This is a genomic window from Deinococcus taeanensis (assembly GCF_020229735.1).
Classification (GTDB): Bacteria; Deinococcota; Deinococci; order Deinococcales; family Deinococcaceae; genus Deinococcus; species Deinococcus taeanensis.
Genome location: NZ_CP083456.1, coordinates 77,468 through 100,175, shown reverse-complemented (window position 1 = coordinate 100,175; position 22,708 = coordinate 77,468). Strand labels below are relative to the sequence as shown.

The window sequence follows — 22,708 nt, the reverse complement described above, 5'->3', positions numbered from 1 at the left end:
CACGGGGGACAAATGAACATCACCATCGTTGGGACGGGATATGTGGGGCTGGGCACGGCGATCATGCTGGCGTTCCTGGGGTATCAGGTGACGGGCCTCGACAACGACGAAGGAAAAATCAGTGGCCTGCAGGCGGGCCGCCTGCCCATCTACGAGCCGGGCCTCGAGGACCTGCTGCGCGCGGCAAGTCCCAACCTGACCTGGACCACCCGGTACGACGAGGCGATTCCCCAGGCGGACTTCATCTTCATCTGCGTCGGCACGCCCCCCCTGCCTGACGGGCATCCGAACCTCACGTACCTCGAAAGTGCGGTGCGCAGCGTCGCCCAGCACCTCGACGGCAAACCGCAGATCATCGTCAACAAGAGCACCGTCCCGATCGGCACCGGCGACTGGGTGATGCGGACCCTTGAGGAACACGCCGCGCTGTACGCCACCAGCCACTACGAGGTGGTGTCCAACCCGGAATTCCTGCGCGAAGGCACCGCCCTGGAAGACAGCCTCTACCCGGACCGGATCGTGCTGGGCGGCAGCAGCTGGGCCACCGAGCGCATGCGCGCGTTGTACGCTCCGCTGATCGAACAGAGCTTCGAGGCCCCGGCCCACGTCCCCCGGCCCCGCGGGTACGGGCGGCCGGCCGTGGTCGAAACCACCCTCACGAGCGCGGAGATGATCAAGTACGCCGCCAACGCCTTTCTTGCCCTCAAGATCAGCTACGCCAATGAAATCGCCGGTCTGTGCGAGTGCGTCGGCGCTGACATTCACGAGGTCACGGCCGGCATCGGCCTGGACCACCGCATCGGCACGCGCTTTCTTGCGGCCGGCGCCGGGTGGGGCGGCAGCTGCTTTGGCAAGGACACCAGCGCCCTGATCAGCACCGGCCACGATTACGGCTACAGCATGCCGATCCTGCGCGCCGCCATGAGCGTCAACGGGCGCCAGCGCGTCCTGGTGATCGAGAAACTGCAAAAGCACCTGCGGCTGCTCAAAGGCAAACGCGTCGCGGTGCTCGGCATGGCCTTCAAGCCGGACACCGACGACCTGCGTGACGCCCCGGCGCATGACTTCATCCAGCGGCTGTGCCAGCTGGGCGCCACGGTGGTCGCCTACGACCCGGTTGCCATGCCCCGCGCCCGCAGCGAGTGGCGGCACCTGCAGTACGTCGAGGCGACCTCCGCCGCCGCCGCGCTCGCGGGCGCCGACGCCGTGATCATCGCCACCGAATGGACCGAGTTCCGCACCCTGAACTGGAACGAGGCGCTGGGCGTCATGCGCACCCGGGTGGTCATCGACGCGCGCAACATCATCCGCGAGCCCCTCACGGCGCCGGTCATTCTCGAACAGATCGGACGGGAACGCCCGCAGTCGTCGTTCCTGCCGTCGGCCGCGCTGCCGGCCGTGAGCGTCGGCGCATGAGGCTGCTGCTGACCGGCAGCGCCGGCTTTATCGGCAGTCACCTCGCCGCGCATTTCCTGAACGGCGGACACGAGGTCGTCGGGGTGGACAACTACCTCAGCGGTCAGCTCGCCAACACCGAGCGGCTGCTGGGCCGCCCGGGCTTCTCGTTTCTGCAGGCCGACGTCAGTGCGGGCCTGCCGGACGTCGGCGGGCCCCTGGACTGGGTGCTGCATTTCGCGTCCCCAGCGAGTCCGCCGCACTACCAGCAGTTTCCGGTCGAGACGCTGATGGTCGGCGCGCAGGGCACGCAGCACGCCCTGAATCTCGCCGAGCGTCACGGCGCGCGTTTCCTGCTGGCGTCCACGTCCGAGGTGTACGGCGATCCCCTGGTGCACCCGCAGCCCGAAACGTACTGGGGGCACGTCAACCCGAACGGGCTGCGCAGCTGCTACGACGAGGCCAAACGCTACGCGGAGGCCCTCACCATGGCCTACCACCGCGCGCGGGGTCTGGACACCCGCATCATCCGCATCTTCAACACCTACGGCCCGCACATGCGCGCCGACGACGGGCGCGTGGTCACCAACTTCATCAACCAGGCGCTCGCCGGCGAGCCGCTCACCGTGCAGGGCGACGGGCAGCAGACGCGAAGCTTCCAGTACGTCAGCGACCTGATCCGCGGCGTCGCGCGCCTGATGGACGTCACGTATCACGACCCGGTGAACCTGGGCGGCACGGACGCCATCACCATGCTGCGCTTCGCGGAGGTGGTGCGCGCCCTGGTCAACCCGGACCTGCCCATCCGGTTCGTGCCGCTCGCCGCGGACGACCCCCGCCAGCGGCAGCCGGACATCACGGTGGCCCGGCGCCTGCTCGGCTGGGCGCCCGAAGTCAGCCTGGACGACGGCCTGCGCCGCACCGCCGCGTACTTCCGGCACGCCGCGGCCGCCCCGCCGCCCACGCCGGCCCGGCCCGGACCCGGCCGGCCGAGTGACCGGGCGCCCGCCTGATCGACTGCCCCAGTGCAGAGCGTCCTGCGTGTGCCGCCTGACCCCCGAGGAGAACCCGAGTGCTGAGCGTCCGATCTGAACGAGTTGTCACCAAGGCCACGCAGTCCATGGCTTTCCTGTACCTCCGCCGCCGCGTGCTGAACGGCACGGCGCTGCTTGCCGGGGACCTGCTGGCCCTGGAGGTTTCCCTGCGTCTGGCGGGCGCGCTGCGCCGGCTGCTGTTCGGCGAGCTGTTCCTGCCCTCCTGGAGCGGTCTGCTGGCCGCCACCTGGCTGCTGGGCGCCTACCTGAACAAGCTGCTGCCCAGCTGGGGGCTGGGCGTGGTGGAGGAAGTCCGGCGGATCATCGGGCTGGTGGCGCTCGTGTTCGGCGTGACCATCCTGGCGATCGTCCTGGTCGGCCAGGGGGGCGACTTCAGCCGCCTGGTGCTCGGCCTGGGCGCCCTCATCGCCTGCCCGCTGGTGCTGACGCTACGTTACGTGGTGCGCCGGGTGCTGATGCGCGCGCAGCTGTGGGGCGTGCCCACCATCGTGTACGGCGCGCACGAGGGCGTGATTGCCGCGCTGCAGGCCACGCCGGGCCTCGGGTACCTGCCGGTGGGGGTCTTTGACGACGTTCCGGACGGCCGCGTGCTGGGCGTGCCGGTGCTCGGGCCGCTGCAGGCGATCAACCTGGGCCAGCCGGTCGCGCCGGTCGCCATCGTGGCCCTGCCGCAGCTCAAGCGCGCCGAATTCGCGCATCTCCTGGAAGGCACCCTGCGCGCCTACCGCAAAGTGGTGGTGGTCTCCGCCATGGCGGACCTGCCGTCGCTGTGGGCCATGTCGGTGGACATGGGCGGCATTCTGGGCCTCGAACTGACCCGCAACCTGCTCGACCCCACCGCGCGGCTGCTCAAGCGGGCCTTTGACCTGACGAGCGTGCTGGTCACGGCCGCGTGCTGGGTGCCGCTGTGCCTGCTCCTCGCGCTGGGCCTGTGGCTCGAGACCCGCACCTCGCCGCTGTTCCTGCAGGAGCGCGTCGGCGAGGACGGCCGGCAGTTCTTCACCTGGAAGTTCCGCACGATGGTGCCGAACGCCGAGCAGGTGCTCGAACGGCACCTGGCGCAGAACCCGGCGCTGCGCGCCGAGTGGGAGACGCACTTCAAACTGCGCGTCGATCCGCGGATCACCCGCCTGGGGGCGCTGCTGCGCAAAACGAGCCTCGACGAACTGCCGCAACTCGTGAATGTGCTGCGCGGGGAGATGAGCCTGGTTGGCCCGCGGCCGCTGCCGGCATATCACGAGTCGCAGCTGCTGCCCCGCACGCGCCAGATCCGCGCGCAGGTGCAGCCCGGCATGACCGGCCTGTGGCAGGTTTCGGGCCGCTCGGCCGCCGGCAACGCCGGGATGGAACGCTGGGATCCGTACTACGTGCGCAACTGGTCGCTGTGGCTGGACCTGGTGATTCTCGCCCGGACGCTGAAAGTGGTGGTGCTCGGGTCCGGCGCGTACTAACAGAGGTCCCGCCCGGCGCCCTGCTTCCTGGAACGCAGGGCGCCGGCCTATAGGGACTGCCGGTCGACGACGGTGGTCGGCACCACCTGGAACGGCGCGGGCCCGTCGCCGGCGGGATGGTCGGCTTCCGTGAGCTCCGCGACCTGCTGGCACAGCGCACTCATGTCGTAGGCCACGGTGGTGAGGACCGGGTGGAGGTAACTCAGGAGCGGTTCGATGTTGTCGTATCCCACGAGGCCCACCCGCTCGCCGAGGGTCCATTCGGGCCGCTGGGTTTCCAGGGTGTGCAGCAGCAGCCGGGCCGTCATGTCCGACAGGCCCAGCACCGCCACCCGCTGTCCCTGCTCCCCGATCCGCAGGTTGAGCTCGTCCATCAGTTCCTCGGTGACGGCCGCGCCGCGCCGCGCGCGGCGCACGTCGAGCGCGCCGGGCGTGGCGCTCAGCTGCGCGAACAGGTCGGCAGCGAGGTGCTGGCCGCGGCGGCGCAGCGTGGCGATGGCCTGCGCGTGGTTGAGGTTCGGGTCGGTCCACAGGCGCAGCTGCGGCAGAGGGCCGCTCTGTTCAGCCAGCACGCGCGCCACGCCTTCGAGCCGGGCGCCGGGCAACCAGCGTTCCGGACTGAAGTACCCGAGGTGCAGCAGGTCGTAGCCGCGGGTCAGGGCGCGCCGGGTGAGCTGCCCGGAGGCCGTGACCCAGTCGGGCGCGACGCTTGGCACGCCCTCGTGCCGGCCGATCAGCACGGCCCGGCGGCTGGTGGCGGTCAGCAGGGTCACCTGGTTGCGGGTGTGGCGGCCCTCCCACAGCACCACGCTGCTGGTGACGCCGGACTGCGCGAGTTCCGGCAGGCTGCGCTCGGACGTGATCGGCGTGATCACCGGGTGACGGTCGCGCTGCACGAAGGTGTTCATCAGGTGAAAGAGCATCTGCGCGTGGTAGGGGTTGAGCAGCTGGTCGAGTTCCACGCACAGGGCCACGATCGGGCTGCCGTGGCTGCGGCGGGCCTGCGCGACGAGGTCCGGGGTGTAGCCCAGGCGGCCGGCTTCGAACTCGATGCGGCGCAGCAGGTCAGGCCGCACGAGGTGACGCGCGTCGGGCCGGTAGGCGCGGTTGACGGTGGCGACGGACGTGTCAGCGGCCATGGCCACGCGGTCGCGGGCGCTGATGGTGTACCTCAGGGTGCGTGCGCTGGCCATCACGCGCTCGACCGTGTCGGGCGGCACGTCCCCTTTCAGGGCCAGGGCCTTGCGGACCTGCTCGGGCGGCAGGGCGGCGTGCTGGGCGATGCGTTCGACGTCTCGGTTGGAGATCGACTTCTTCATGCGTTCCCTCGGTTGCGCGCGGGCGGAGGGTGGTCCGCAGGTGCCCCCGCGGTGTGGGTCTGCGTGTGTGCACGGCCGCCGGAGCGGGCGGATCGGCTGACGCGGGCAGGGGAGGACGACAAGAGGATGAAGCCGGGTACAGCTGATGCCCATCAGTTATTCATGCATATGGGGTGACGTCAAACCGATTTATGAACTTTTTCACAGTCTATGAAGAACACCTAAACCTGACTGCCCAGTCCGGTATAGGGACAAAGCCGGGCCGCCGTTCACCTGCACCAGGCCCCGGACAGCCCGGCCATGGACGCGCACCGGATGAGCACCGGACCGACCCGGTGCAGGCGCGCGCCGGCGCGCTGAGCGACCGCTTCTCACTGCCGCGTCCTCGCATCATGAGCCATATCTCATCCGCTGTGCCGCAGGGTCAGGCCGCAGGCCCGGACCCCGCCCGCTTGGAGGTCGTATGAACCGAACGAACGTTGGACTCCTGCTTCTTCTTGCTTCGGCTTCCACTGCGGCCGCCGCGCCCCTCACCGGCGGCGCCCAGAGCCTCGTGATGCGCCTCGCCCGCGCCGGCGGGGTGTCCCTGAGCAGCGTCCGCATGACCGACCCGGCCGCCACGGCCAGCGCGGCCCGCCTCTTCAACGCGCAGAAGTACTGCCTGAGTGACCGCGCCCTGGCCGCCCTGCAGCGTCAGCCCAGCAACGCCGGCGTCCAGGCGATGGTCTTCCTGGAGTTCCGCTGCGTCACCCGCGTCCAGGGCCAGGCACTGACCCCCGACCTTGCCCTCTCGGCCCTGCGCAGCACCGGGTACGCCGTGCGCGGCGCGGACCTGCTGGTCAGCCTGCTGAACAACCCGTCCGCCGCGAACTCGCTGATCGAGGCCAGCCAGACCGCCGTGACCCCCCTGACCCCCCGCAACTGACCTGATGGCGCCGCGGCCCCTCGCCCTGATCACGGCCGGATTGATTCTCACCGGAACCGCCGCGCTGTGCCGCGAAACGCTGAACGTGTACGGCGCCAGCCGCGCGCGCGATCAGGCTGAGGCGCTGCGGGAAAACGGCGAGTACGATCAGGCCTGGCGCACCCTGGAAGCGGCGCTGCGGGTCACACCGAACGCCGCCGAACTGTGGACGGAACTGGGGCAGACCTACCGCGCCGCGTGGTTCTTCCGGCTGAAACCCGAACTGCTGCGCTCCGCCCTGCAGGCGTACGAACGCGCCGAATCTCTCAACCCGCTGAGCGCCGCGCCCCCGGCGGAACTGGCCCGCACCTTCGCGCTGGCCGGCGCCGACCGGGAAGCCGACCGGGCGTTTCTCCGCGCGCTGCGCCACGACCCGCGCAACCCGGGTCTGCTCGTGGACCGCGCCCAGACCCTGGAGAAACTCGGGCAGCGTCCGGCCGCCCTGGCGCTTTACCGCGCCGCGGCCCACATCAAACCCAACGAGTACTCGCAGGCCGCTGAAGAGCGGCTCCGGAGCCGCCCGTGACCTCGCCCGACCACGCGCTGCGCGGCGCCCTCGAACGGGCCGCCCTGGCGGCGCTGTTCGCGTTTGTCGCCTGGGGGCCGCTGGCCCAGGGCAGCACCTTTCCCGGTGGCCGCGCCGGCCTGACGGTCCTGGGCCTGCTGACCGGCGGCCTGTACCTCGCCGCCAGCGCGCTGTCCCCCGCGCCCGCCCGGCCGTGGCGTTCGCCGTGGGCGCTGTGCCTGTGGGCGCTGCTGGGCTGGCTGACGCTGAGCGTGCTGCGCGCGCCGGCCGGCGCCGCGCCGCAGGGCCTGCTGCTCGCCGGCGTGATGCTCGCGGCGCTCAGCGCGCGCGGCCTGCTCGTCTCGGCCCGGCGCCGCGCGGCGTTCGGCGCGTGGCTGCTGGGGCTCACCGTGCTGATGGCCGCGTACGTGGCCGCGCAGCACCTCGGCGGCGGCTGGACCCTGCAGGTCGATCCGGACACCCTCAGCGGCACGTACTACCACCCGAGCCACTACACCGGCTGGGTGACCCTCGCGCTGCCGGTGTGCGTCTGGGCGGTGTTCCAGGGCCCGCAGTGGTGGGTGCGGGCCGCCGGGCTGAGCGCCGGGGTGATCCTGACCGGGTCCCTGCTGCACACGAACTCCTCGAGCCTGCCCACCGCGCTGCTCGCCGCGGCCCTGGCCGGCGTGCTGGCCATCTGGCGCCGCCACCGCCTGCTGGGCTCGCTGGCGGCGGCGGCGCTGCTGGCCGGCGTCGGCGCCGGGGTGTGGCTGCTTGCCACGCCGCCGGGCCGGCACGCCCTGGACGACCTGATGGGCGGCATCCAGACCAAAAGCGTCGACCGCTTTCTGGTCGAGCGCGGCAAGCTCTGGACCATGGACGCGCAGGCCGCGCAGGCCGCGCCGGTCACGGGCGTCGGGCCGGGCAACTTCGTGTCGTTCATTCCCCGCTTCCGGCCCGAACGGGCCGAAGGCCCGTACGACCTCGCCTTCAACTTCGTGAACTACGCCCACAACGACTACTACCAGCTGGCCATCGAACTGGGCTGGACTGGCCTCGCGCTGTACGCCGCGCTGCTGCTGCTTACCCTGGCGGCCGCGCCCCGGCAGGATCCGCTCGGCGCGTCCGTCACGGCCGGGCTGGTCGCCCTGTGGATCTCCGGCCTCTGGGACGCGCACGCCACGGTCGTGCCCGGCACCATGGCCTGGGCCTGGGTGGCGTGCGGCCTGATCGCCGCGCGCGCCTGGGGCCCACTGCCGGCCCCCGGCGCCGCCCGGGACGGTCGGCCCGGCGCCCTCACGCCGGATCCCGGCCTCATTACCCTTGGCTCCGTGCCGGGAGGAAAGGCGCATGAATGACCGAACTTCTTCAGATGTCATTGACCTGACCCGCTCACTGCTGGCCCTCAAACGCTCCGCCTGGGCCATCGTGCTGTGCGCGGTGGTGGTGGGCGCCGCGACGTACGCGTACTTCAAGCAGCAGACCCCCATCTTCAAGGCCAGCACCATGATCGTCTCGACCGGCAACCAGACCGGCAACCAGACGGTCAACCAGACGCTGGTGAGTGCGCCGCCCCTCCCGTCCGGCGCCCTGCAGGGCGCCCTGCTCAACCTGGAGGTTCTGCGCGACATCAGCGCCGGTCTGGAGAAGGTCACGGGCCTCAGCCCCGAGGCGCGCGCCGCCCTGCAGCGCAAACTGCTCAGCGAAGCGGCCGCCGCGCGGTCCAGCACCCTGCGCGTCGCCGGCGACGTAGACATGTACGGCAACGGCATCTACACCGTCAGCGCCCGGCACACCGATCCGCGCGTCGCGGCGCAGCTGGCCAACCTCGCCACCAGCGCCCTGATCGCCTGGGACGCGCAGCGCGGCCTGGTGAAGGTCAGCTCGGCCCGCCGGGCGCTGGAAGTGCAGCTGCGCGACACCGAAACCCGCCTCAAGCAGCTCGGCCCGGTCGGCGCGGCGCCCACCCGCGACCAGTTGACCCTGCTTGACCAGCAGGCCACCCGCACCAACGACCTCAACAACCTCCGCGCGCTGGAGCGGGCCGTGGTGGGCTCGCTCGCCCTGGTGGCGCAGGCGGTCACGCCGCTCAAACCGGTCGCGCCCCGTCCGGCGCGCAACGCCGCCGTGGCGGGCCTGTTCGCGCTGCTGGCCGCCTCCGCCCTGGTGCTGCTGCGCTCCTCGCTGTCGCGGATGGTTTCTTCCGACATCGACCTGCGCGGCCTGCACCTGCGCCTGCTGGGCGAGGTGCCGCGCCTGCGGACCGTGAAAAAAGGCCAGCCGGTCCTGGCCATGATGCACAGGGGCAAGGCAGCGGACAGCGTGACCTTCCTGGCGAGCAACATCCGCGGGTGCCTGGGCCAGCAGCCCAAGACCGTGATGATCACCTCCCTGCTGCCCGGCGAGGGCAAATCCACCCTGGTGGCCGGCCTGGCTGGCAGTTTCGCCGCGGGCGGCCTGCGCACCCTGCTGGTGGAAGCCGACGTGCGCCACCCGACCCAGCGCGGCCTGTGGGGCCTGGCGGCCGAGACGGCCCCCTGGGTGAACCTGCCGCAGGCCGCGCCGTTCCCCGGCGAGGAAGCCCGCGACCTGCAGGCCGCGCTGCGCAATCCCGAAGCGGCCCAGGCGCGGCGCCTCACCGACCACCTGCACCTCGTGGTGACCGCGCCGCATGACGGCACGGCCGCGCGCCTGCCCACCGAAGCGTTCCGCGCCGCGCTGCACCTGTGGTCGCAGCATTACGACGTGGTGCTCGTGGACGCCCCGCCGGCCCTGGCCATCTCCGACCCGCTGGAAATGGCCTCCATGGTCAGCGGCGTGCTGATCGTGCTGGAGCCCGGCAAGGCGAACATGTCCGGCGTGCAGCGCCTGCTGGACACCCTGGAACTCGCGGGCGCCAACGTGATCGGCGTGGCCTTCAACAAGATCGACCCGCGCCACGTCGCCACCGGCTACGGGTACGGGTACGGCTACCGGTCGCCGGGCGTCCCGGTGGGCCGGGCATGACCGAACGCGGCGGGCGCCGGACGGCGCGGAACATCGCCGCGCTGTACGGCGTGCAGATCGCCACGTACCTGCTGCCGCTCCTGACCGTGCCGTTCCTGGCCCGCACCCTGGGGCCACAGGCCTGGGGGGCGCTGGCCGTCGCGCAGGCGTTCGGCGGGATGGTCGGACTGCTGATCGATTACGGTTTCGACCTGTCGGCCACCCGCGAGGTGGCGCGCGTGCAGAGCGACCCGGCCCGCCGGGCCGAGCTGCTGTCGGGCGTGCTCGGCGCGCGCCTGCTCATGACGCTGATCGCCGCCGCGCTGACCCTGCTGGCGCAGGCGGCGGTGCCGGCGTTGAACCATCCGCTGCTGCTGTGGGCGGCAGTCGCGTGGGGCGCGGCGCAGGCGTCGAACCTGATGTGGTACTTCCAGGGCGTCGAGCGTGTCACGCGCGTCGCGGGCCTGGACGTGGCCGCCAAGGTCGCCGTGACCGCCGGCATCCTGCTGCTGATCCGCCGCCCTTCGGACGCCTGGCTGGTTCCGGCCCTGACGGCCGGCGCGGCCCTGCTGTCCAACGCCTGGGCGCTGCGGCTGGCGCACCGCGACACGCCGTTTCTGTGGCCGAGCTGGTCCCGCGCCCTGAGGACGCTGCGCCTGGGCTGGAGCATGTTCCTGTTCCGCGGCTCAGCGGCGTTCTACAGCACCGCGAGCGCGTTTCTGCTCGGGCTGTTCGTGCCGGTGGGCCTCGTGGGCCACTACGCCGGCGCGGAACGCATCGCGCGGGCCGTGCAGGGCCTGCTGACGCCGCTCAACCGGGCGCTGTACCCCCGCTTCGCCCGCGCGGCCGGCGAGGGCCCGGCCGCCACGCGCGCGCTGCTGCCCGCCGGCCTGCGGCTGATGGGCGGTGCGGGCGCCGTGCTGAGCGCCGGCACGTGGCTCGCCGCGCCGCTGCTCGTCGGCGTGCTGCTCGGCCCGGGGTTCGAGCCGGCCGTGCCGGTGCTGCGCGTGCTGGCTGCCCTGCCGCTGGTGATCGGCGTGAACATGGTCTTCGGGCTGTTCTGGCTGGTGCCGCTCGGGCACGACCGGGCCTTCAACCTCACGGTGGCGCTCGGCGCGCTGCTGAACGCGGCCCTGATCGCGCTGCTCGTGCCGGCCAGCGGCCCGCTCGGCATGGCCTGGGCGGTCGTGCTGACCGAGGTGCTTGTGGGCGGCGGCCTGTACCTCCTCTACCGCCAGACCCGGCGGCCCGCCCCGGCGCGCGGCCGCCCGGCGGAGGTCTGAGATGCAGCTGCGCCGCCGTGACGTGGACCTGTGGCTGCACGCCGCGCTGTTCAGCCTGTACCTCGGCACGGTGTCGGTTTTCGGCGTCACCCGCCGGATCGACCCGGCGCTCGGCAGCGCCGCGCAGCTCGGCCTGATCCTGCTGACCTGGAGCCTGATGCTGTTCGCGGTGTGGCGCTCCAGGCGCCTGCCCCAGGGCGGCCTGCTGCTGCTCGCCCTGCTGCCCTACGCGCACATGCTGTACTTCTCGGCGGCCGGCGAACCGGCAGGCGGCGCGTTTTCGTACCTGTACAAGTTCAGCGGCTTCCTGATCGCGCCGTACCTGTGGCTGTGGGCGCGCCACCGCGACGACCGGCAGATCGAGCGGACCCTGATGCTGCTCGCCACGCTGCTCGCCGCGCGGGCGGTGCTGAGTTTCGCCGCGCCGGGCCTCACAACCACCGCCGGACGCTTCGCGGATGACTTCACCATCTACGAGTGGGTCGGGCCGCTGCCGCGCATCTTCTACCCGGGCATGGCGCTGGTGTTCTACGGCCTGATGGTGTCGCTGCGCAACATCTTCCGCGCCCCGGACCGGCAGCTGAGCGCCGAGACCGTGCGGGCCGTGCTGTTTCTGGCGGCGCTGGCGGTGAACCTCTCGCGCGGCATCCTGATGTTCGCGGTCCTGGTCACCACGCTGCTGCTGCTCGTCAAGTTCGCCAGTGCCCGCGTCGCGGCCGTCCGCAAGGGCCGGCTGGTGCTCACGGCCCTGCTGACCGTCAGTGGGGTCAGCCTGCTCGTCGTGACCACGCCGCTGTCGGACACCCTGGCGCAGGTGGCAGCCGGGTTCAGCCACCAGGAGCGCTTCAGTCTCGACCAGCGCAACCTCGACTGGCGCGCGCAGCAGGTCAGTGCCGCGTTCCGCCTCGTGGAGACGACGGAGGAGCAGCTGCTCGGCGTCGGCACGAACACCTTCATTCCCGAAAGTATCGAGCACCCGGTGCCGGGTGAGGTCACCAACGAACTGCACTACTCCTACGACTCGGTGCGCTGGACCTTCGGCCTGCTGGGTCTGGCGCTGCTGGTGGGCTTCGGGCTGCTGCAGCCCGCGCTGCGCCTGGCACTGGTCCGCCCGCCGTCACCGCTGCTGCTGCCGCTGGTGATGACCGGCGGCTTCATCGCCCTGGTCGGCATCTACACCGTGGTGTTCACCACGGCCGACTGGAGTTTCGTGCTCAGCCTGTGCGTCGCGGGCGTCAACGCCCGCTGCGACCTGTGGCGGCGCGCGCCCGCCCCGGCTGCTCGGCCGGCCCGACGTCTCACCGTTCCCGGAGGTTTTTCCCATGACTGACCCTGCTGCGTCCGCCCTGCCCGCCCCCCGCGTGGGCATCGTGGTCATCAACTACAACGGCTGGGGTCACACCGACACCTGCCTGCGCTCCCTGGCGGCGCTGGACTACCCGGACGCCGAGGTGGTGCTCGTTGACAACGGCTCCACCGACGACTCGGTCGCCCGGCTGCGTGAGCGGTACCCGGACCTGCCGGTCATCTGGATTCCCACCAACGTGGGCTTCACGGCCGCGAACAACGTGGGTACCCGCGAGGCGTTGCGGCGCGGCGCGGACTACGTGTGGTTCCTGAACAACGACACCACCGTCGACCCCGGCGTGCTGCGCGCCCTGGTGGGCGCCGCGCAGGCCTCGCCCCGCCTGGGCGCGGTGGGCTCCGTGCTGTACTGCATGCGCGAACCGGAGCAGGTGCAGGGGTGGGGGGGCGGCTGGGTGGACCTCCGGCGCGGCCGGGCCGAAATGTACCAGGCGCCGGTGTCCTCCGCCCAGCTGGATTTTCTGTCGGGGACCAGCCTGCTCGTGCGGCGCGCGGCGCTCGAGGAGGTCGGCCTGCTGGACGAGCGGTACTTCATGTACTGGGAGGACGCCGACTTCAGTTTCCGGCTGCGGCGCGCCGGCTGGCAGCTGGGCGTGGCCGACACGGCCCGCACCTGGCACCTCGGCGCGGCGTCCATGGGCCTGAGCACCCTGAATCACAAGAGCCTGGACTGGGAACTGAACTTCACGAAAAGCGCCGTGCGGTTTTTCCTGCGGCACTCGACCTTCCCGGTGGCCCCACTGCTCGCCGGGCCGGGCCTGTACCTCGTCAAGCGGCTGCTGCGCGGGCAGTGGCCGCGCGCCGCGGCCGTGGCGCGCGGCGGTTGGCTCGCGTTCCGCCGGGCGGCGCAGTGAAAGGCGCCTCATGTACCGCTTGATCGGCATCGACAATGAAGGAAGCGTGGATTACCGCGTCGTGCGGGGCCGGAACCTGTCGGTCTACCGGGCCCTGGGGCCTCACGCGCAGGTGGTGGGCCGCTTCACGCCCGCCCTGAGTCACTGGGCAAAATACTCGAACTACGCCCTGAGTTTCCGTCCGGACCCCTGGCACTGGAAGGGGGTGGCGAACCTCAATCCCCGGACCTTCCGCGCGCAGAGCGCCCTGGCCCTGCAGCGCCTGCGCGCCCGGCGCGCGGAGTTCGACGTGACCCTGCAGATTTTCGGCATGTTCTCCGTGGCGGGGCAGGGGTTCCCGGTGGCGCTGTACCTGGACAACACCATGGCCCTGACCCTGCAGCACTATCCGCAGTGGAATCCCATGAGCCGCCGTGAACGGCAGGAATGGCTGATTCTGGAAACAGAAGCCTACCGCGCGGCCGACGTGATCTTCACGATGTCCGGCGCTGTGCAGCGGTCCGTGATCGACGATTACGGGGTTCCGGCCGGCAAGGTCGTGACGGTCGGCGCCGGCACGAACTTCACGCTGGACGGGCCGGACAAGCAGGAGTACGGTCAGCAGACGGCGCTGTTCGTCGCCTACGAATTCGGCCGCAACGGCGGCGAGGTCCTGCTGGACGCCTGGCGTCAGGTGCGCGCCGCCCTGCCGGGCGCGCGGCTGCAGATCGTGGGCCCGCGCCACCGGGTCGCGCCACCCGGCATGCCGGGGGTCGAGTGGTACGGCCCGGTCCGGAACCGTATGCGCCTGCGCCAGCTGTTCGAGGACGCCACCGTGTTCGTGCTGCCCAGCCTGTTCAATCCCTTCCCGCATGTGCTGCGCGAGGCGATGGCGCTGGGGCTGCCGTGCGTTAGCACCGCGCACGCCGCCATCCCCGAGATCGTGACTGACGGCCACAACGGCGCCCTCGTCCCGGTGAGGGACCCTGACGCGCTGGCCGGCGCCCTGATCACGCTGCTGTCCGATCCCGACCTGGCCCGGCAGTACGGGCAGGCCGGGCGGGCCGCAGTGTCGCGGGCCATGTCGTGGGAGCAGGTGGGCGCGGCCATGGCGCCCGGCCTCGCGGCGCTCGCCGCGCACCACTGAGCGCGTTCTGATCTCACGGCACCGCCGCCGCTCCCTGGGAGCGGCGGCGTTCATGTCAGGCCCGGTGAGCTTACTGGGAGCTTACTGGCAGGAGGTGGTGACGCCGGTACCGGTGTTGCCGCTGCAGGTGTTGCCGCTGCCGGCCACCACGACGGCCTTGGTCACGGCGCTGAACGAGTTGGTGGTGAAGGTGTTGTAGTTGTTGCCGCTGTTCGCGGCGTAGATGCCGGTGCCCATGCTGGAGAAGGTGTTGCCGGTGAAGGTGGTGCCCGACACGCCGACGTCGAACAGCACGCCGATCTGCCCGGACGTGGAGAAGATGTTGCTGGTGAACTTGTTGCCGGTGGCGTACTGGTTGAAGATCACGCTGTGCTGCGCGGTGCCCTGGAAGGTGTTGCCGGAGACGGTGTTGTTGTTGCCCATCAGGCGCAGGCCGACGTAGGAGTTGCTGGCCTTGTTGTTGCTGATGACGATGTCGCGGGGCACCGGGCCGCTGCCGTGCGCCTGGAGGCGGATGGCGTCCTCGTAGCCGTAGGGGGGCTGCTTGCCGCCGGCGCCCGCGCCGAAGGTGCCGGCGGTGGTGTTGCCGGAGACGCGGCCGCCGATGACGCTGCTGATCTGCAGGGCGCTCGAGCCGTACGCGTCGGCGCCGGAGAAGCCGCGCACCGTGTTGTTCTCGATCACGCCGTTGCTCACCTGCGACACGCCTTTTTCGGGCAGCGGCATGATCTTGATGCCGTCACGGGCGAAGCCGTCGACGGTGTTGCCGCGGAAGGTCACGTTGGAGGTGCCTTCGGTTTTCATCGCCGTGTTGCCGAAACCGGTGGCGGTGTTGCCTTCGAGCAGGTACGTGTCGCCCAGCTGGCCCAGCAGGCCGATGCCGGCCGTGAGGGTGGTGGCGCCGTGGCCGCTGACGCGGTTGCCGCGCCAGGTCTGCTGGGTGGAGGCCGAGCCGAACACGCCGTGGAACTTGACCTGGGAGACGGTGTTGTTGCTGACGGTGGTGCGGGTGGCGTTTTCCACACCCACGCCGCTGCCGCCCAGCTGGCTGATGGTGTTGCCGTCGACCACGGCGTCGCTGCCGCCGCTGACGCGGATGCCGTCGATCCAGGCGGTGCCTTCGCCGGCGCCGGTCACGGTAAAGCCGCTGACCTTGGTGGCGGTGGTGTTCACGAGGTGCAGCAGGGCCGTGCCGCTGAAGCTGCCCGCAGCCTTGATGGTGGCGCCCTGGCCGACGACGCTGAGGTTGCTGGTGCCGGTGAAGGTCACGGCGCGGCTGACGAGGTAGGTGCCGGCGGGGAAGAGCAGGGACTTGCCGCTGGTGGCGGCTTTCTGCAGGGCGGCCGTGTCGTCGGTGACGCCGTCGCCTTTGGCGCCGAAGGTCTTGACGTCCACCGCGTCGGTCGGAACAGTCAGGCTGGGCGAGGTGATGGGCGTGGAGTCTGCGGTCACGGTGGCCGTGACGGGCGTCAGGGTCAGGTAGTCGATGTAGGCGTTGCGGTCGCCGCCGGCGCCGCTGAGGTCGTTGATGAACACCAGGCTGATCACGTCGCCGCTGTTCAGGGTCAGGTTGCCGAGGGCCACGGCGGCGTAGCTGAGGTTGGTCAGTTCGACGCGTTTGCGCTCGGTGCCGCCGACGCGGACGCTGAGAATCACGTTGCCCTGGTACGTGGTTTCGCGGGCCTGGAGGGCCACGGTGTAGGTGCCGGCGGCGGGGACGGTGAAGGCCGCGGCGCTGCCGTTGTTCAGCAGCACCACGGCCTGGGTGCCGTCGGCCTGGGCGTCGTACTGCGTGATGGCCCCGCTGGCGGCGGTGGGCTGCAGCCGGGTGCTGAGCGCTTCGGCGCTGAAGGTCATCTCAGCGGCGGCCTGGTCGCTGCCCACGGCCGGGGCGGCGGGCGGACGGGCGGTGGTGCCGCAGGAGGCGAGCAGCAGGGTGGCGCTCAGGAGGGCGAAGCGGACGGCGGTCAGGTGGGGTTTGGGGGCAGCGTAGGTCACAGGGTCTCCGGGGCACAGGGCAGTGCAAACATGCGGCGGTGCATGTCAGAAGGTCGGGGCAGAGGGGATACGGCCGCCTGAGCAGCGGGCCACAGTTCATCGGACTGACCTGATGCCTGCGCGGCTGGTCAGTTGTTCTGAAGGGGAGCTTAAGCCGGCCTTTAATTACCCGTAATAAAGAATTTCACTTCACGGTTTGAGTCCCTGGGATGCTGGGTCGCTGAACCCCCTCCAGGACTGCCCCCAGGCCTGCATAGACAACTCGCGGTCAATTGAGTAACTGCCGCTCAATGACCCTGGCCGCCGTTCATTTCTCGTGCTACGCTCATGAGTTTTCTTTGTTCTCAATGAGAAGATCTCAGGGCCTTCAGGCCCTGAGATCCGGTCCGCCCGACTCTGCACACCCAACAAAACACCCGGACCACCACGGTCCGGGCACAGCGAGAGCAGCGTTGATCAGTCATCCAGCAGCCCGGCGCCCGGGCCCAGCCCCTCAGTTCCGGGGCGTAAGCGGAGTCACCGCCTGCTCCGTCATCATCTGCAAGGTATTCACCGGCAGAGGATCATCCAGCGTCATCGCCAGCCGGCCCGGCCCCAACGCCCCCACCTCCGGGACCGCCTCGGGCCGCCGCGTGCCGGTCACCACCGCCGTGACCCGCGCGACGGGCGCCCGCCGGGTCACGCCCGCCGCCGACACCGCCGGCGCCGCCCGCACCGGCGCGCCCTGACCTGCCGTTCTGGTGGCCGGCGCCGCAGTGGGGGCCGCCAGACGCCCGGCTGGGCCCGGGTCGCTCCGCACCTGCCGGGTCAGGTCGGCAATCAGCGCCGGATCCGACGGCGCCGCCTGCAGCGCCCGCAACGTCCGCGCCGCCACCGGGCGGCCCACCCGCGCGAGCATCCCGGCGAGGTCCACCGTGGCGGTCGAGCGTTCCAGCACCGCGGCCGGCACGATGAAGCCCGCCGCCTTGGTCAGGCGCAGCACCGTGGTCCGCGCCGCGCCCGTCACCGGGCTCGCCAGCCCGGCGTCCGGCACGGCCCGCGCCGGGGTGTGGGCCGCCGACCCTGCCGGCACCCGGCTGGCCGCCGGCGCAGCCCGCACCTGGGACCTCTGCACCTGGAGCCTCTGCACCTGAGACCTCTGCGCCGCGACCGCCGGCCCCGGCGGGGGTTCGTCCGGCGCGGCCTCCGGCGGCAGGGACAGCAGCTGGGCGTGCAGTTCAGCCATGCCCTCCAGCGGAGGCCGCGGATTCGCCGCGCCCTTCTGAACCCCTATGACGGCCCCCAGCCCGCCCAGGCTGACCACCAGGATGATCAGCCCGTCGGACAGCACCCGCGCCAGCGCCGGGCGCACCGCGAGCGCATTGAGCAGCCGGGTCAGCGGCGAGGCGGGCGGCGGTGCGTGCGGTCCGGTCAGGTCCGGCAGGCGGGCCTGACCCAGGTCGTGTGCCTTGACGTCCTTCTGCATACTTGGCCCCTTTGACGGACATCCACGCGCAGCTGCGGGTCCGGTGAACAGGTGTGCTCCACGGTACGGCCTGCGCCGCCCGGGCGGGAATGCCAAACTGTCGTTCATGCCCGGCGGCGCCGCCCGGAACAGGTGCGGGCACGCTTTAGCCCTGCACGCCGTCCGGCGGCGCCGTCACGGACCTCCGCGCGCCCCGCCGGCTCCACTCGATCGAAGGCCGCTCCACGAGGTGGTACGCCGCCACGCAGACCGGCAGCACCGTGACCAGCGCCAGTGCCAGCAGCACGCCCACCGGCAGGCGCCCCCCCAGGCCGTACACGAACGCCATCAGCACCACGCCGTGATACAGGTACAGGCTGTACGAAATCCGCCCCAGGAACTGCGGAACGGCCGAGCGGGACAGCCGGGTGACCCGCAGCGAATGCGCGAACAGCAGCACCAGCGTGAACGCCCCCGGCAGAATCAGCAGGTCGCCGACCCTGGACGCCACGCCCAGGCGCAGCATCAGCACGTGCCCGTACGTGTAGCACGCCACGCCGCCCGCCACCACGAGCCCCTTGACCCACACCGGCAGCGCGCCGTACCACCGCCCCACCGCCTCAGGGTGGCGGGCCATCAGGGCGCCGATGGCAAAAAACAGCAGGTAATGCGCGGAGTCCAGGTACGGCGTCAGGACGTACGCAGCGGTGGGCGCCACGTGCGCGAGCATCAGGGCCACGGCGTTGGCCGCCAGGCTCAGCCCCAGACACCCGGCCAGCACGCCAGCCGGCCGGACTCGCAGAATCGCGGCGTACAGCAGCGGAAACAGCAGGCTGATCTGCATCTCCTGCACGAGCGACCACAGCACGAAATTGTACGGTTCCGTGTTGGGATTCCCGATCACCAGGACGTGATACAAAAACCCCGTGAGGTCCGGCGGCCGCTGCCACAGGGTGTTGACCCACGGCCCGAATCCCGCGGCCGCGTGACCGCCCAGCAGGGACGCGAGGCCCATACTGACCAGCACGGCCACCAGATACGGCGGGTAGAGTCGCAGCAGGCGCCGGCGCACGTACACTGCGTACGGCATCGGCCGGGCCGCCAGCATCAGGTACAGCACGAAACCGCTCAGGATGAAAAACACCAGCACCGACTCGGATCCCGCGAACAGCACGAACAGCGGCGTCAGCCGCAGCGCGCTCAGGGTGTGCTGCACACTGCCCAGGTGCGGATCGAGGCTCTGCTGCGCGAACAGCGAGACGTGAAAGAACACCACGGCCAGCGCGGCGAGGCCCCGCAGGGCGTCCAGCGAGGCGACGTGGCGGACGGGTGCAGCCGAGCTGCGGGCAACGACGATGGACTCAGACATGGCGCCACTCCTGTACGTGAAAGGACCCTGCGGTTGTGGTTCCTCATCATCACGACATCTGCCCCCCATGTGTGCTGGGCATCCGTTGCTCAGCGCCGTGTTCAGCCGGCCCCCGGGCGCCCGGCCGCACACCGGACTGTAATGATGAGGGTCAGTCCACTGCCCCTGCGGTCCGGCCCAGGCCGCGCGGCCCGATCCCCTGGGACAGGAGGTCCCCCCATGAACGCCCTGACCTGCCCTCGCCGGACCGCCGCGTGACCGGCGCAATGAAACGCGACCTGTGGGGCGCCGCCCAGGCGTATGAACAGTACATGGGCCGCTGGAGCCGGCAGGTGGCGCCGCTGTTCCTGACCTGGCTCGCCGCGCCGGCGCAGCAGCGCTGGGTGGACCTCGGGTGCGGCACCGGCGCCCTGACCGCAGAGATCGCCCGGACCTGCGCGCCCAGGGCGCTGCTGGGCGTGGACACCGCCGAAGGCTTCCTGCAGGCGGCGGCCCGCGCCGTTCCCAGCGCGACGTTCCAGGCCGGCGACGTGAGCCGCACCGGCCTGCCCGGCGCGGCGTTTGACTGCGCCGTGAGCGGCCTGGTTCTGAACTTCACGCCGTCGCCGCACACGGCCCTGCAGGAAATGACCCGCCTGGTCCGCCCGGGCGGGCTGGTGGGCCTGTACGTGTGGGATTACGCCGGGCACATGCAGATCATGCGGCGCTTCTTCGACGCGGCCCGCACCATCGACCCGGGTGCCGCCGCGTTCGATGACGGCGTGAACGCCCCGGTCTGCCGCCCCGCACCTCTGCGCGCCGCCCTGGCCAGCGCGGGCCTGTGGGACGTGCGCGTCACGCCGCTGGACCTCACCGCGGCGTTCGCCAGTTTCGACGAGTACTGGACGCCGTTCCTGGGCGCCACGGGGTCCGCCCCGAAGTACTACGCAGGCCTGCCCCCCGGCGTGCAGGACCAGGTGCGCGGCGCGGTGCGCGCGGCGCTGCCCACCGGGCCCGACGGTGAGATTCTGCTGGCGGTGCGCGCCTGGGCGGCCCGCGGCCAGCTGCCGGACGCCTGAGGGGAAAGCGGCGCCCTCCAGGGTGCCCCCGCCCCGTTACGGGTGGGGCCTCCACAGTGGCTGTGGAGCGGCGCACGCCGCCAGGCGGCCGCCACGGCCTCCGCCCCGCCTTGCCCGGGCGCCTCATCCTGTCGCGTCCGGGGGGGTTCCCGCGCCGGCTGCGCGTCCGGTCCCTGCCCGGTTCCGCCCGGGAACCTCCGCCACAGGGCTTATTGACCCTGGAGAAAGTACAGCGTGGTCAATGCGAAAAGAACGTCACCATCGATCCCGTGAGGCACGCCTTGGTTTTGTCTTGTGCTACAGGTGACGCTGATCGGGCTGAGGTGATCAATCTGGACGGTCTTGCTCCAGCCGACCATGCCAGCAGGGATACGGTTGAGGGCCAGAACAAGTGACAGGCGGGCGACGTTCCGCTCTTCCATCCCGCACAGGATCATGCCTTAACGCTCCAATGCTTAGTTGCAGGGGTGTTCATCCTGGCTCCAATGTCACATACGCATGAGTGGATTTGGTTGCGGTCGCTCGCAGAGTTTAATTGGACCTCTCAACCCTCAGCGGGACAACAAAAACACGAGTGAGGCGACGGTCTCACTCGTATGGTGTTATTTGCCGTCTATTCCCCATAAACGGGATCTACAGGCGCCTGCAGAAGTTGTTTACAGAGTATGGGAATTGCACCCAATGGGAGGGGACACCAACCACATCACCAGAGTACTACAGGAGCGAACTATGGCCCCGGGGAGGTGGAAGACGTCGGCAAAGGGCATCCGGGCAAAGATAACCAGCCCCCTTTATTGAGCCGACTCCATGGACGCGCTGCTGCTTCACTCCCATGGTCTCTGGGAAGCCCACGCAATGTGGCCAGCCTGTTTCAGGCCCGCCGCAGTTGTGAGCCCAGACGTCAACCAGCTAGAAGTCAGCAGGTAGTGCTCCAAGGATGACTTTCAGCACCTGACCCTCTCGATGCGAGGGACGAGCACACTGGAGATCATCATGGGGAAACAGCGAAAAACCTGGAGCACCGACGTCAAAGAAGCCATCGTCCTCAGCGTGCTGCGGGGCGAACTCGGAGTCGCGGAGGCAGCCCGTCAGCATGGAGCCAACGAGAGCCTGATCCACACCTGGAAAACACAGTTTCTGGAGGCGGGCCGTGCCCGCCTCTCTGGTGACCGACCAGACCAGGGCGTGACCATCCTGGAACGGGAGAATGACCGTCTCAAACGCATCGTGGCCGAAAAGGAACTGGAGCTCGATATTGCGCGAAAAGTGCGACGGCTCTGACGCTGGACGAGCTGATCGTTCTCTGGCAGAGCCGGCCGCACCTCAGCCTGCGGCGTTTTGCCCAGTACGCCAGCGTGCCGTACTGGCGGATGCGGGACCATCAGCACAGCGCGCCCGCGCGCTGTGCCAAGCAGCAGCACCGTGACGCACTGTACGAGAAGGTACGCCAGGCGGCGTTGCAGCATCCAACGTCTGGATACCGGCTGCTGTATCAGGAACTCAAAGCTCAGGGCGAAGAGATTGGCCTGCACAAGATCCGTGTCGCACTCGGCGAATTGCACCTTCACCCACCGCTGCCTCGAAAGACCCGGAAACCTTCCCCGAAGGTTTCCGCACCACAAGACTGGCCGGAAGGTCGACGGGTGCAGATTGACGCGACACGGCTGTCGCTGCCCGACGGGGTCTGTTGGATTTACTTCGTGCTGGACGTTACCTCGCGGGTGGTGCTGGCCAGCCGGGTGGTACGGAGCCTGTCGATGCACCTCGCCAAACTGACGCTCGACGAGGCGGTCGCCGTGCTGCGTGCTCAGGGCCACCACAAGCGCATCCTGGTCCAGAGTGATGGAGGCAGTGATTTCACCAGTGACCTCTTTCAACAGGGCTGTTTGATGTACGGCAACTGGGTGCGCTGCAAAGTGTCTCAGCCGGGAGGAACCGGTATCCTCGAACGCCTCAACCGGACCTACAAATACCAGTTCGCCTTCCGCCAGGACTGGCAGTCCATGGCCGATGTCCGGGCCGCCATGCCGGACTTTCACCGCTGGTACAACCACGAGCGCCGTCATTCGGCGCTCGGCTACGCCACGCCTTGGTCTACACTCACCTTATCGGCGAATGCTCGCAACGCCGCTTGAAGTCAAACCTGGAGCATTACCGCATGAGGAATCTCCTGGTGGACAGGCAGGAGATGACCCGTAGAGTCCGACTTTGCTTCCCCGGCTAACCTTTGACACCAGCCTCGTCTCACGACGAGGCTGGACTTCAGTGCAGCAACTGGTCTTCGCACTGTGCCATCACCCGCAACGCGTAGGCGACGGCGCCCAGCATGGTGGCCGTCGTGAGGCCTTGCTCCATCCCCAGAAAGGCCGCCGAATGCAGCGCGTGGCACGTGGTACCAGAGTGCCTCTGAAGCGTGGTCGAGTATCTGCTTTAAGCATTTCCTCACGCTGTTACATCTTCTGATTTCAGAAGGCGGGTCGCTTTACCCTACCGTGGCCAGTCACACGTTGGCGGCATCGAAATTAAATTTGGAAGTC

Annotated in this window: 19 protein-coding genes; 14 read left to right on the top strand and 5 right to left on the bottom strand. The window is 70.0% G+C overall.

Annotated elements, in window-relative coordinates; genetic code table 11:
• Positions 1 to 12 precede the first annotated feature (12 nt).
• Genes LAJ19_RS14230 through LAJ19_RS14220 form a run of 3 tightly spaced genes read left to right on the top strand, consistent with a single transcriptional unit; the run spans position 13 to position 3,901 of the window.
• Entirely contained in the window at positions 13 to 1,416 is a 1,404-nt protein-coding gene (locus LAJ19_RS14230) for a UDP-glucose dehydrogenase family protein (protein ID WP_225523525.1), read from the top strand.
• Positions 1,413 to 2,408 (top strand): UDP-glucuronic acid decarboxylase family protein, encoded by a 996-nt coding sequence (locus tag LAJ19_RS14225; RefSeq protein ID WP_225523524.1) that lies wholly within the window; start codon positions 1,413 to 1,415, stop codon positions 2,406 to 2,408. Before LAJ19_RS14230 ends, LAJ19_RS14225 begins: the two co-directional genes overlap by 4 nt.
• 59 nt (positions 2,409 to 2,467) lie before the next feature.
• Positions 2,468 to 3,901 (top strand): exopolysaccharide biosynthesis polyprenyl glycosylphosphotransferase, encoded by a 1,434-nt coding sequence (locus LAJ19_RS14220; protein WP_349774841.1) that lies wholly within the window; start codon positions 2,468 to 2,470, stop codon positions 3,899 to 3,901.
• A 47-nt stretch (positions 3,902 to 3,948) separates the two neighbouring features.
• On the opposite strand, the gene LAJ19_RS14215 is transcribed toward LAJ19_RS14220, so the two are convergent.
• Positions 3,949 to 5,220: a substrate-binding domain-containing protein gene (locus tag LAJ19_RS14215; protein ID WP_225523523.1), complete on the bottom strand. Its 1,272-nt coding sequence runs from the start codon at positions 5,218 to 5,220 to the stop codon at positions 3,949 to 3,951.
• Positions 5,221 to 5,683: 463 nt separating this feature from the next.
• Here LAJ19_RS14215 and LAJ19_RS14210 point away from each other — a divergent pair, with 463 nt between their 5' ends.
• Genes LAJ19_RS14210 through LAJ19_RS14175 form a run of 8 tightly spaced genes read left to right on the top strand, consistent with a single transcriptional unit; the run spans position 5,684 to position 14,302 of the window.
• Positions 5,684 to 6,145, top strand: coding sequence for a hypothetical protein (locus LAJ19_RS14210; protein ID WP_225523522.1), 462 nt, complete (start codon positions 5,684 to 5,686; stop codon positions 6,143 to 6,145).
• Positions 6,146 to 6,149: 4 nt separating this feature from the next.
• A complete protein-coding gene (locus tag LAJ19_RS14205; protein WP_225523521.1) occupies positions 6,150 to 6,710 on the top strand; it encodes a tetratricopeptide repeat protein in 561 nt (186 codons plus the stop codon).
• Positions 6,707 to 8,047, top strand: a complete 1,341-nt coding sequence (locus tag LAJ19_RS14200) for an O-antigen ligase family protein (protein ID WP_225523520.1) — start codon at positions 6,707 to 6,709, stop codon at positions 8,045 to 8,047. The genes LAJ19_RS14205 and LAJ19_RS14200 overlap by 4 nt, the downstream gene beginning before the upstream one ends.
• Complete coding sequence (locus LAJ19_RS14195) at positions 8,040 to 9,695, top strand: tyrosine-protein kinase domain-containing protein (protein ID WP_225523519.1); 1,656 nt, start codon at positions 8,040 to 8,042, stop codon at positions 9,693 to 9,695. Before LAJ19_RS14200 ends, LAJ19_RS14195 begins: the two co-directional genes overlap by 8 nt.
• A complete protein-coding gene (locus tag LAJ19_RS14190; RefSeq protein WP_225523518.1) occupies positions 9,692 to 10,957 on the top strand; it encodes an oligosaccharide flippase family protein in 1,266 nt (421 codons plus the stop codon). The genes LAJ19_RS14195 and LAJ19_RS14190 overlap by 4 nt, the downstream gene beginning before the upstream one ends.
• A 1-nt stretch (position 10,958) precedes the next feature.
• Positions 10,959 to 12,287: an O-antigen ligase family protein gene (locus LAJ19_RS14185; protein ID WP_225523517.1), complete on the top strand. Its 1,329-nt coding sequence runs from the start codon at positions 10,959 to 10,961 to the stop codon at positions 12,285 to 12,287.
• Positions 12,280 to 13,176, top strand: a complete 897-nt coding sequence (locus LAJ19_RS14180) for a glycosyltransferase family 2 protein (protein WP_225523516.1) — start codon at positions 12,280 to 12,282, stop codon at positions 13,174 to 13,176. The genes LAJ19_RS14185 and LAJ19_RS14180 overlap by 8 nt, the downstream gene beginning before the upstream one ends.
• A gap of 10 nt (positions 13,177 to 13,186) precedes the next feature.
• Positions 13,187 to 14,302 carry a glycosyltransferase family 4 protein gene (locus tag LAJ19_RS14175; protein WP_225523515.1) on the top strand — a complete coding sequence of 372 codons (1,116 nt, stop codon included), beginning with the start codon at positions 13,187 to 13,189 and terminating at the stop codon, positions 14,300 to 14,302.
• A gap of 81 nt (positions 14,303 to 14,383) precedes the next feature.
• Here LAJ19_RS14175 and LAJ19_RS14170 read toward each other — a convergent pair whose 3' ends face one another.
• The 3 genes from LAJ19_RS14170 to LAJ19_RS14160 all read right to left on the bottom strand — a co-directional run bounded on the left by LAJ19_RS14170 (position 14,384) and on the right by LAJ19_RS14160 (position 19,113).
• Positions 14,384 to 16,300 (bottom strand): right-handed parallel beta-helix repeat-containing protein, encoded by a 1,917-nt coding sequence (locus LAJ19_RS14170; RefSeq protein WP_255639861.1) that lies wholly within the window; start codon positions 16,298 to 16,300, stop codon positions 14,384 to 14,386.
• A gap of 493 nt (positions 16,301 to 16,793) precedes the next feature.
• Positions 16,794 to 17,765, bottom strand: a complete 972-nt coding sequence (locus tag LAJ19_RS14165; protein ID WP_225523514.1) for a hypothetical protein — start codon at positions 17,763 to 17,765, stop codon at positions 16,794 to 16,796.
• A gap of 145 nt (positions 17,766 to 17,910) precedes the next feature.
• Positions 17,911 to 19,113, bottom strand: a complete 1,203-nt coding sequence (locus LAJ19_RS14160) for an acyltransferase family protein (RefSeq protein ID WP_225523513.1) — start codon at positions 19,111 to 19,113, stop codon at positions 17,911 to 17,913.
• A 254-nt stretch (positions 19,114 to 19,367) separates the two neighbouring features.
• Here LAJ19_RS14160 and LAJ19_RS14155 point away from each other — a divergent pair, with 254 nt between their 5' ends.
• On the top strand, positions 19,368 to 20,171 hold the full coding sequence (locus tag LAJ19_RS14155) for a class I SAM-dependent methyltransferase (RefSeq protein WP_225523512.1): 804 nt from the start codon (positions 19,368 to 19,370) through the stop codon (positions 20,169 to 20,171).
• A gap of 209 nt (positions 20,172 to 20,380) precedes the next feature.
• Here LAJ19_RS14155 and LAJ19_RS14150 read toward each other — a convergent pair whose 3' ends face one another.
• The gene (locus LAJ19_RS14150) at positions 20,381 to 20,593 is read right to left on the bottom strand and encodes a hypothetical protein (RefSeq protein ID WP_225523511.1); all 213 of its coding nucleotides are present in this window, start codon (positions 20,591 to 20,593) and stop codon (positions 20,381 to 20,383) included.
• Between the two features lie 571 nt (positions 20,594 to 21,164).
• Between LAJ19_RS14150 and LAJ19_RS14145 the strand changes: the two genes are divergently transcribed.
• Together LAJ19_RS14145 and LAJ19_RS14140 are read left to right on the top strand one after the other, a co-directional pair.
• The gene (locus LAJ19_RS14145; RefSeq protein WP_225475745.1) at positions 21,165 to 21,452 is read left to right on the top strand and encodes a transposase; all 288 of its coding nucleotides are present in this window, start codon (positions 21,165 to 21,167) and stop codon (positions 21,450 to 21,452) included.
• Between the two features lie 89 nt (positions 21,453 to 21,541).
• Entirely contained in the window at positions 21,542 to 22,306 is a 765-nt protein-coding gene (locus tag LAJ19_RS14140) for an integrase core domain-containing protein (RefSeq protein ID WP_225475746.1), read from the top strand.
• Positions 22,307 to 22,708 lie beyond the last annotated feature (402 nt).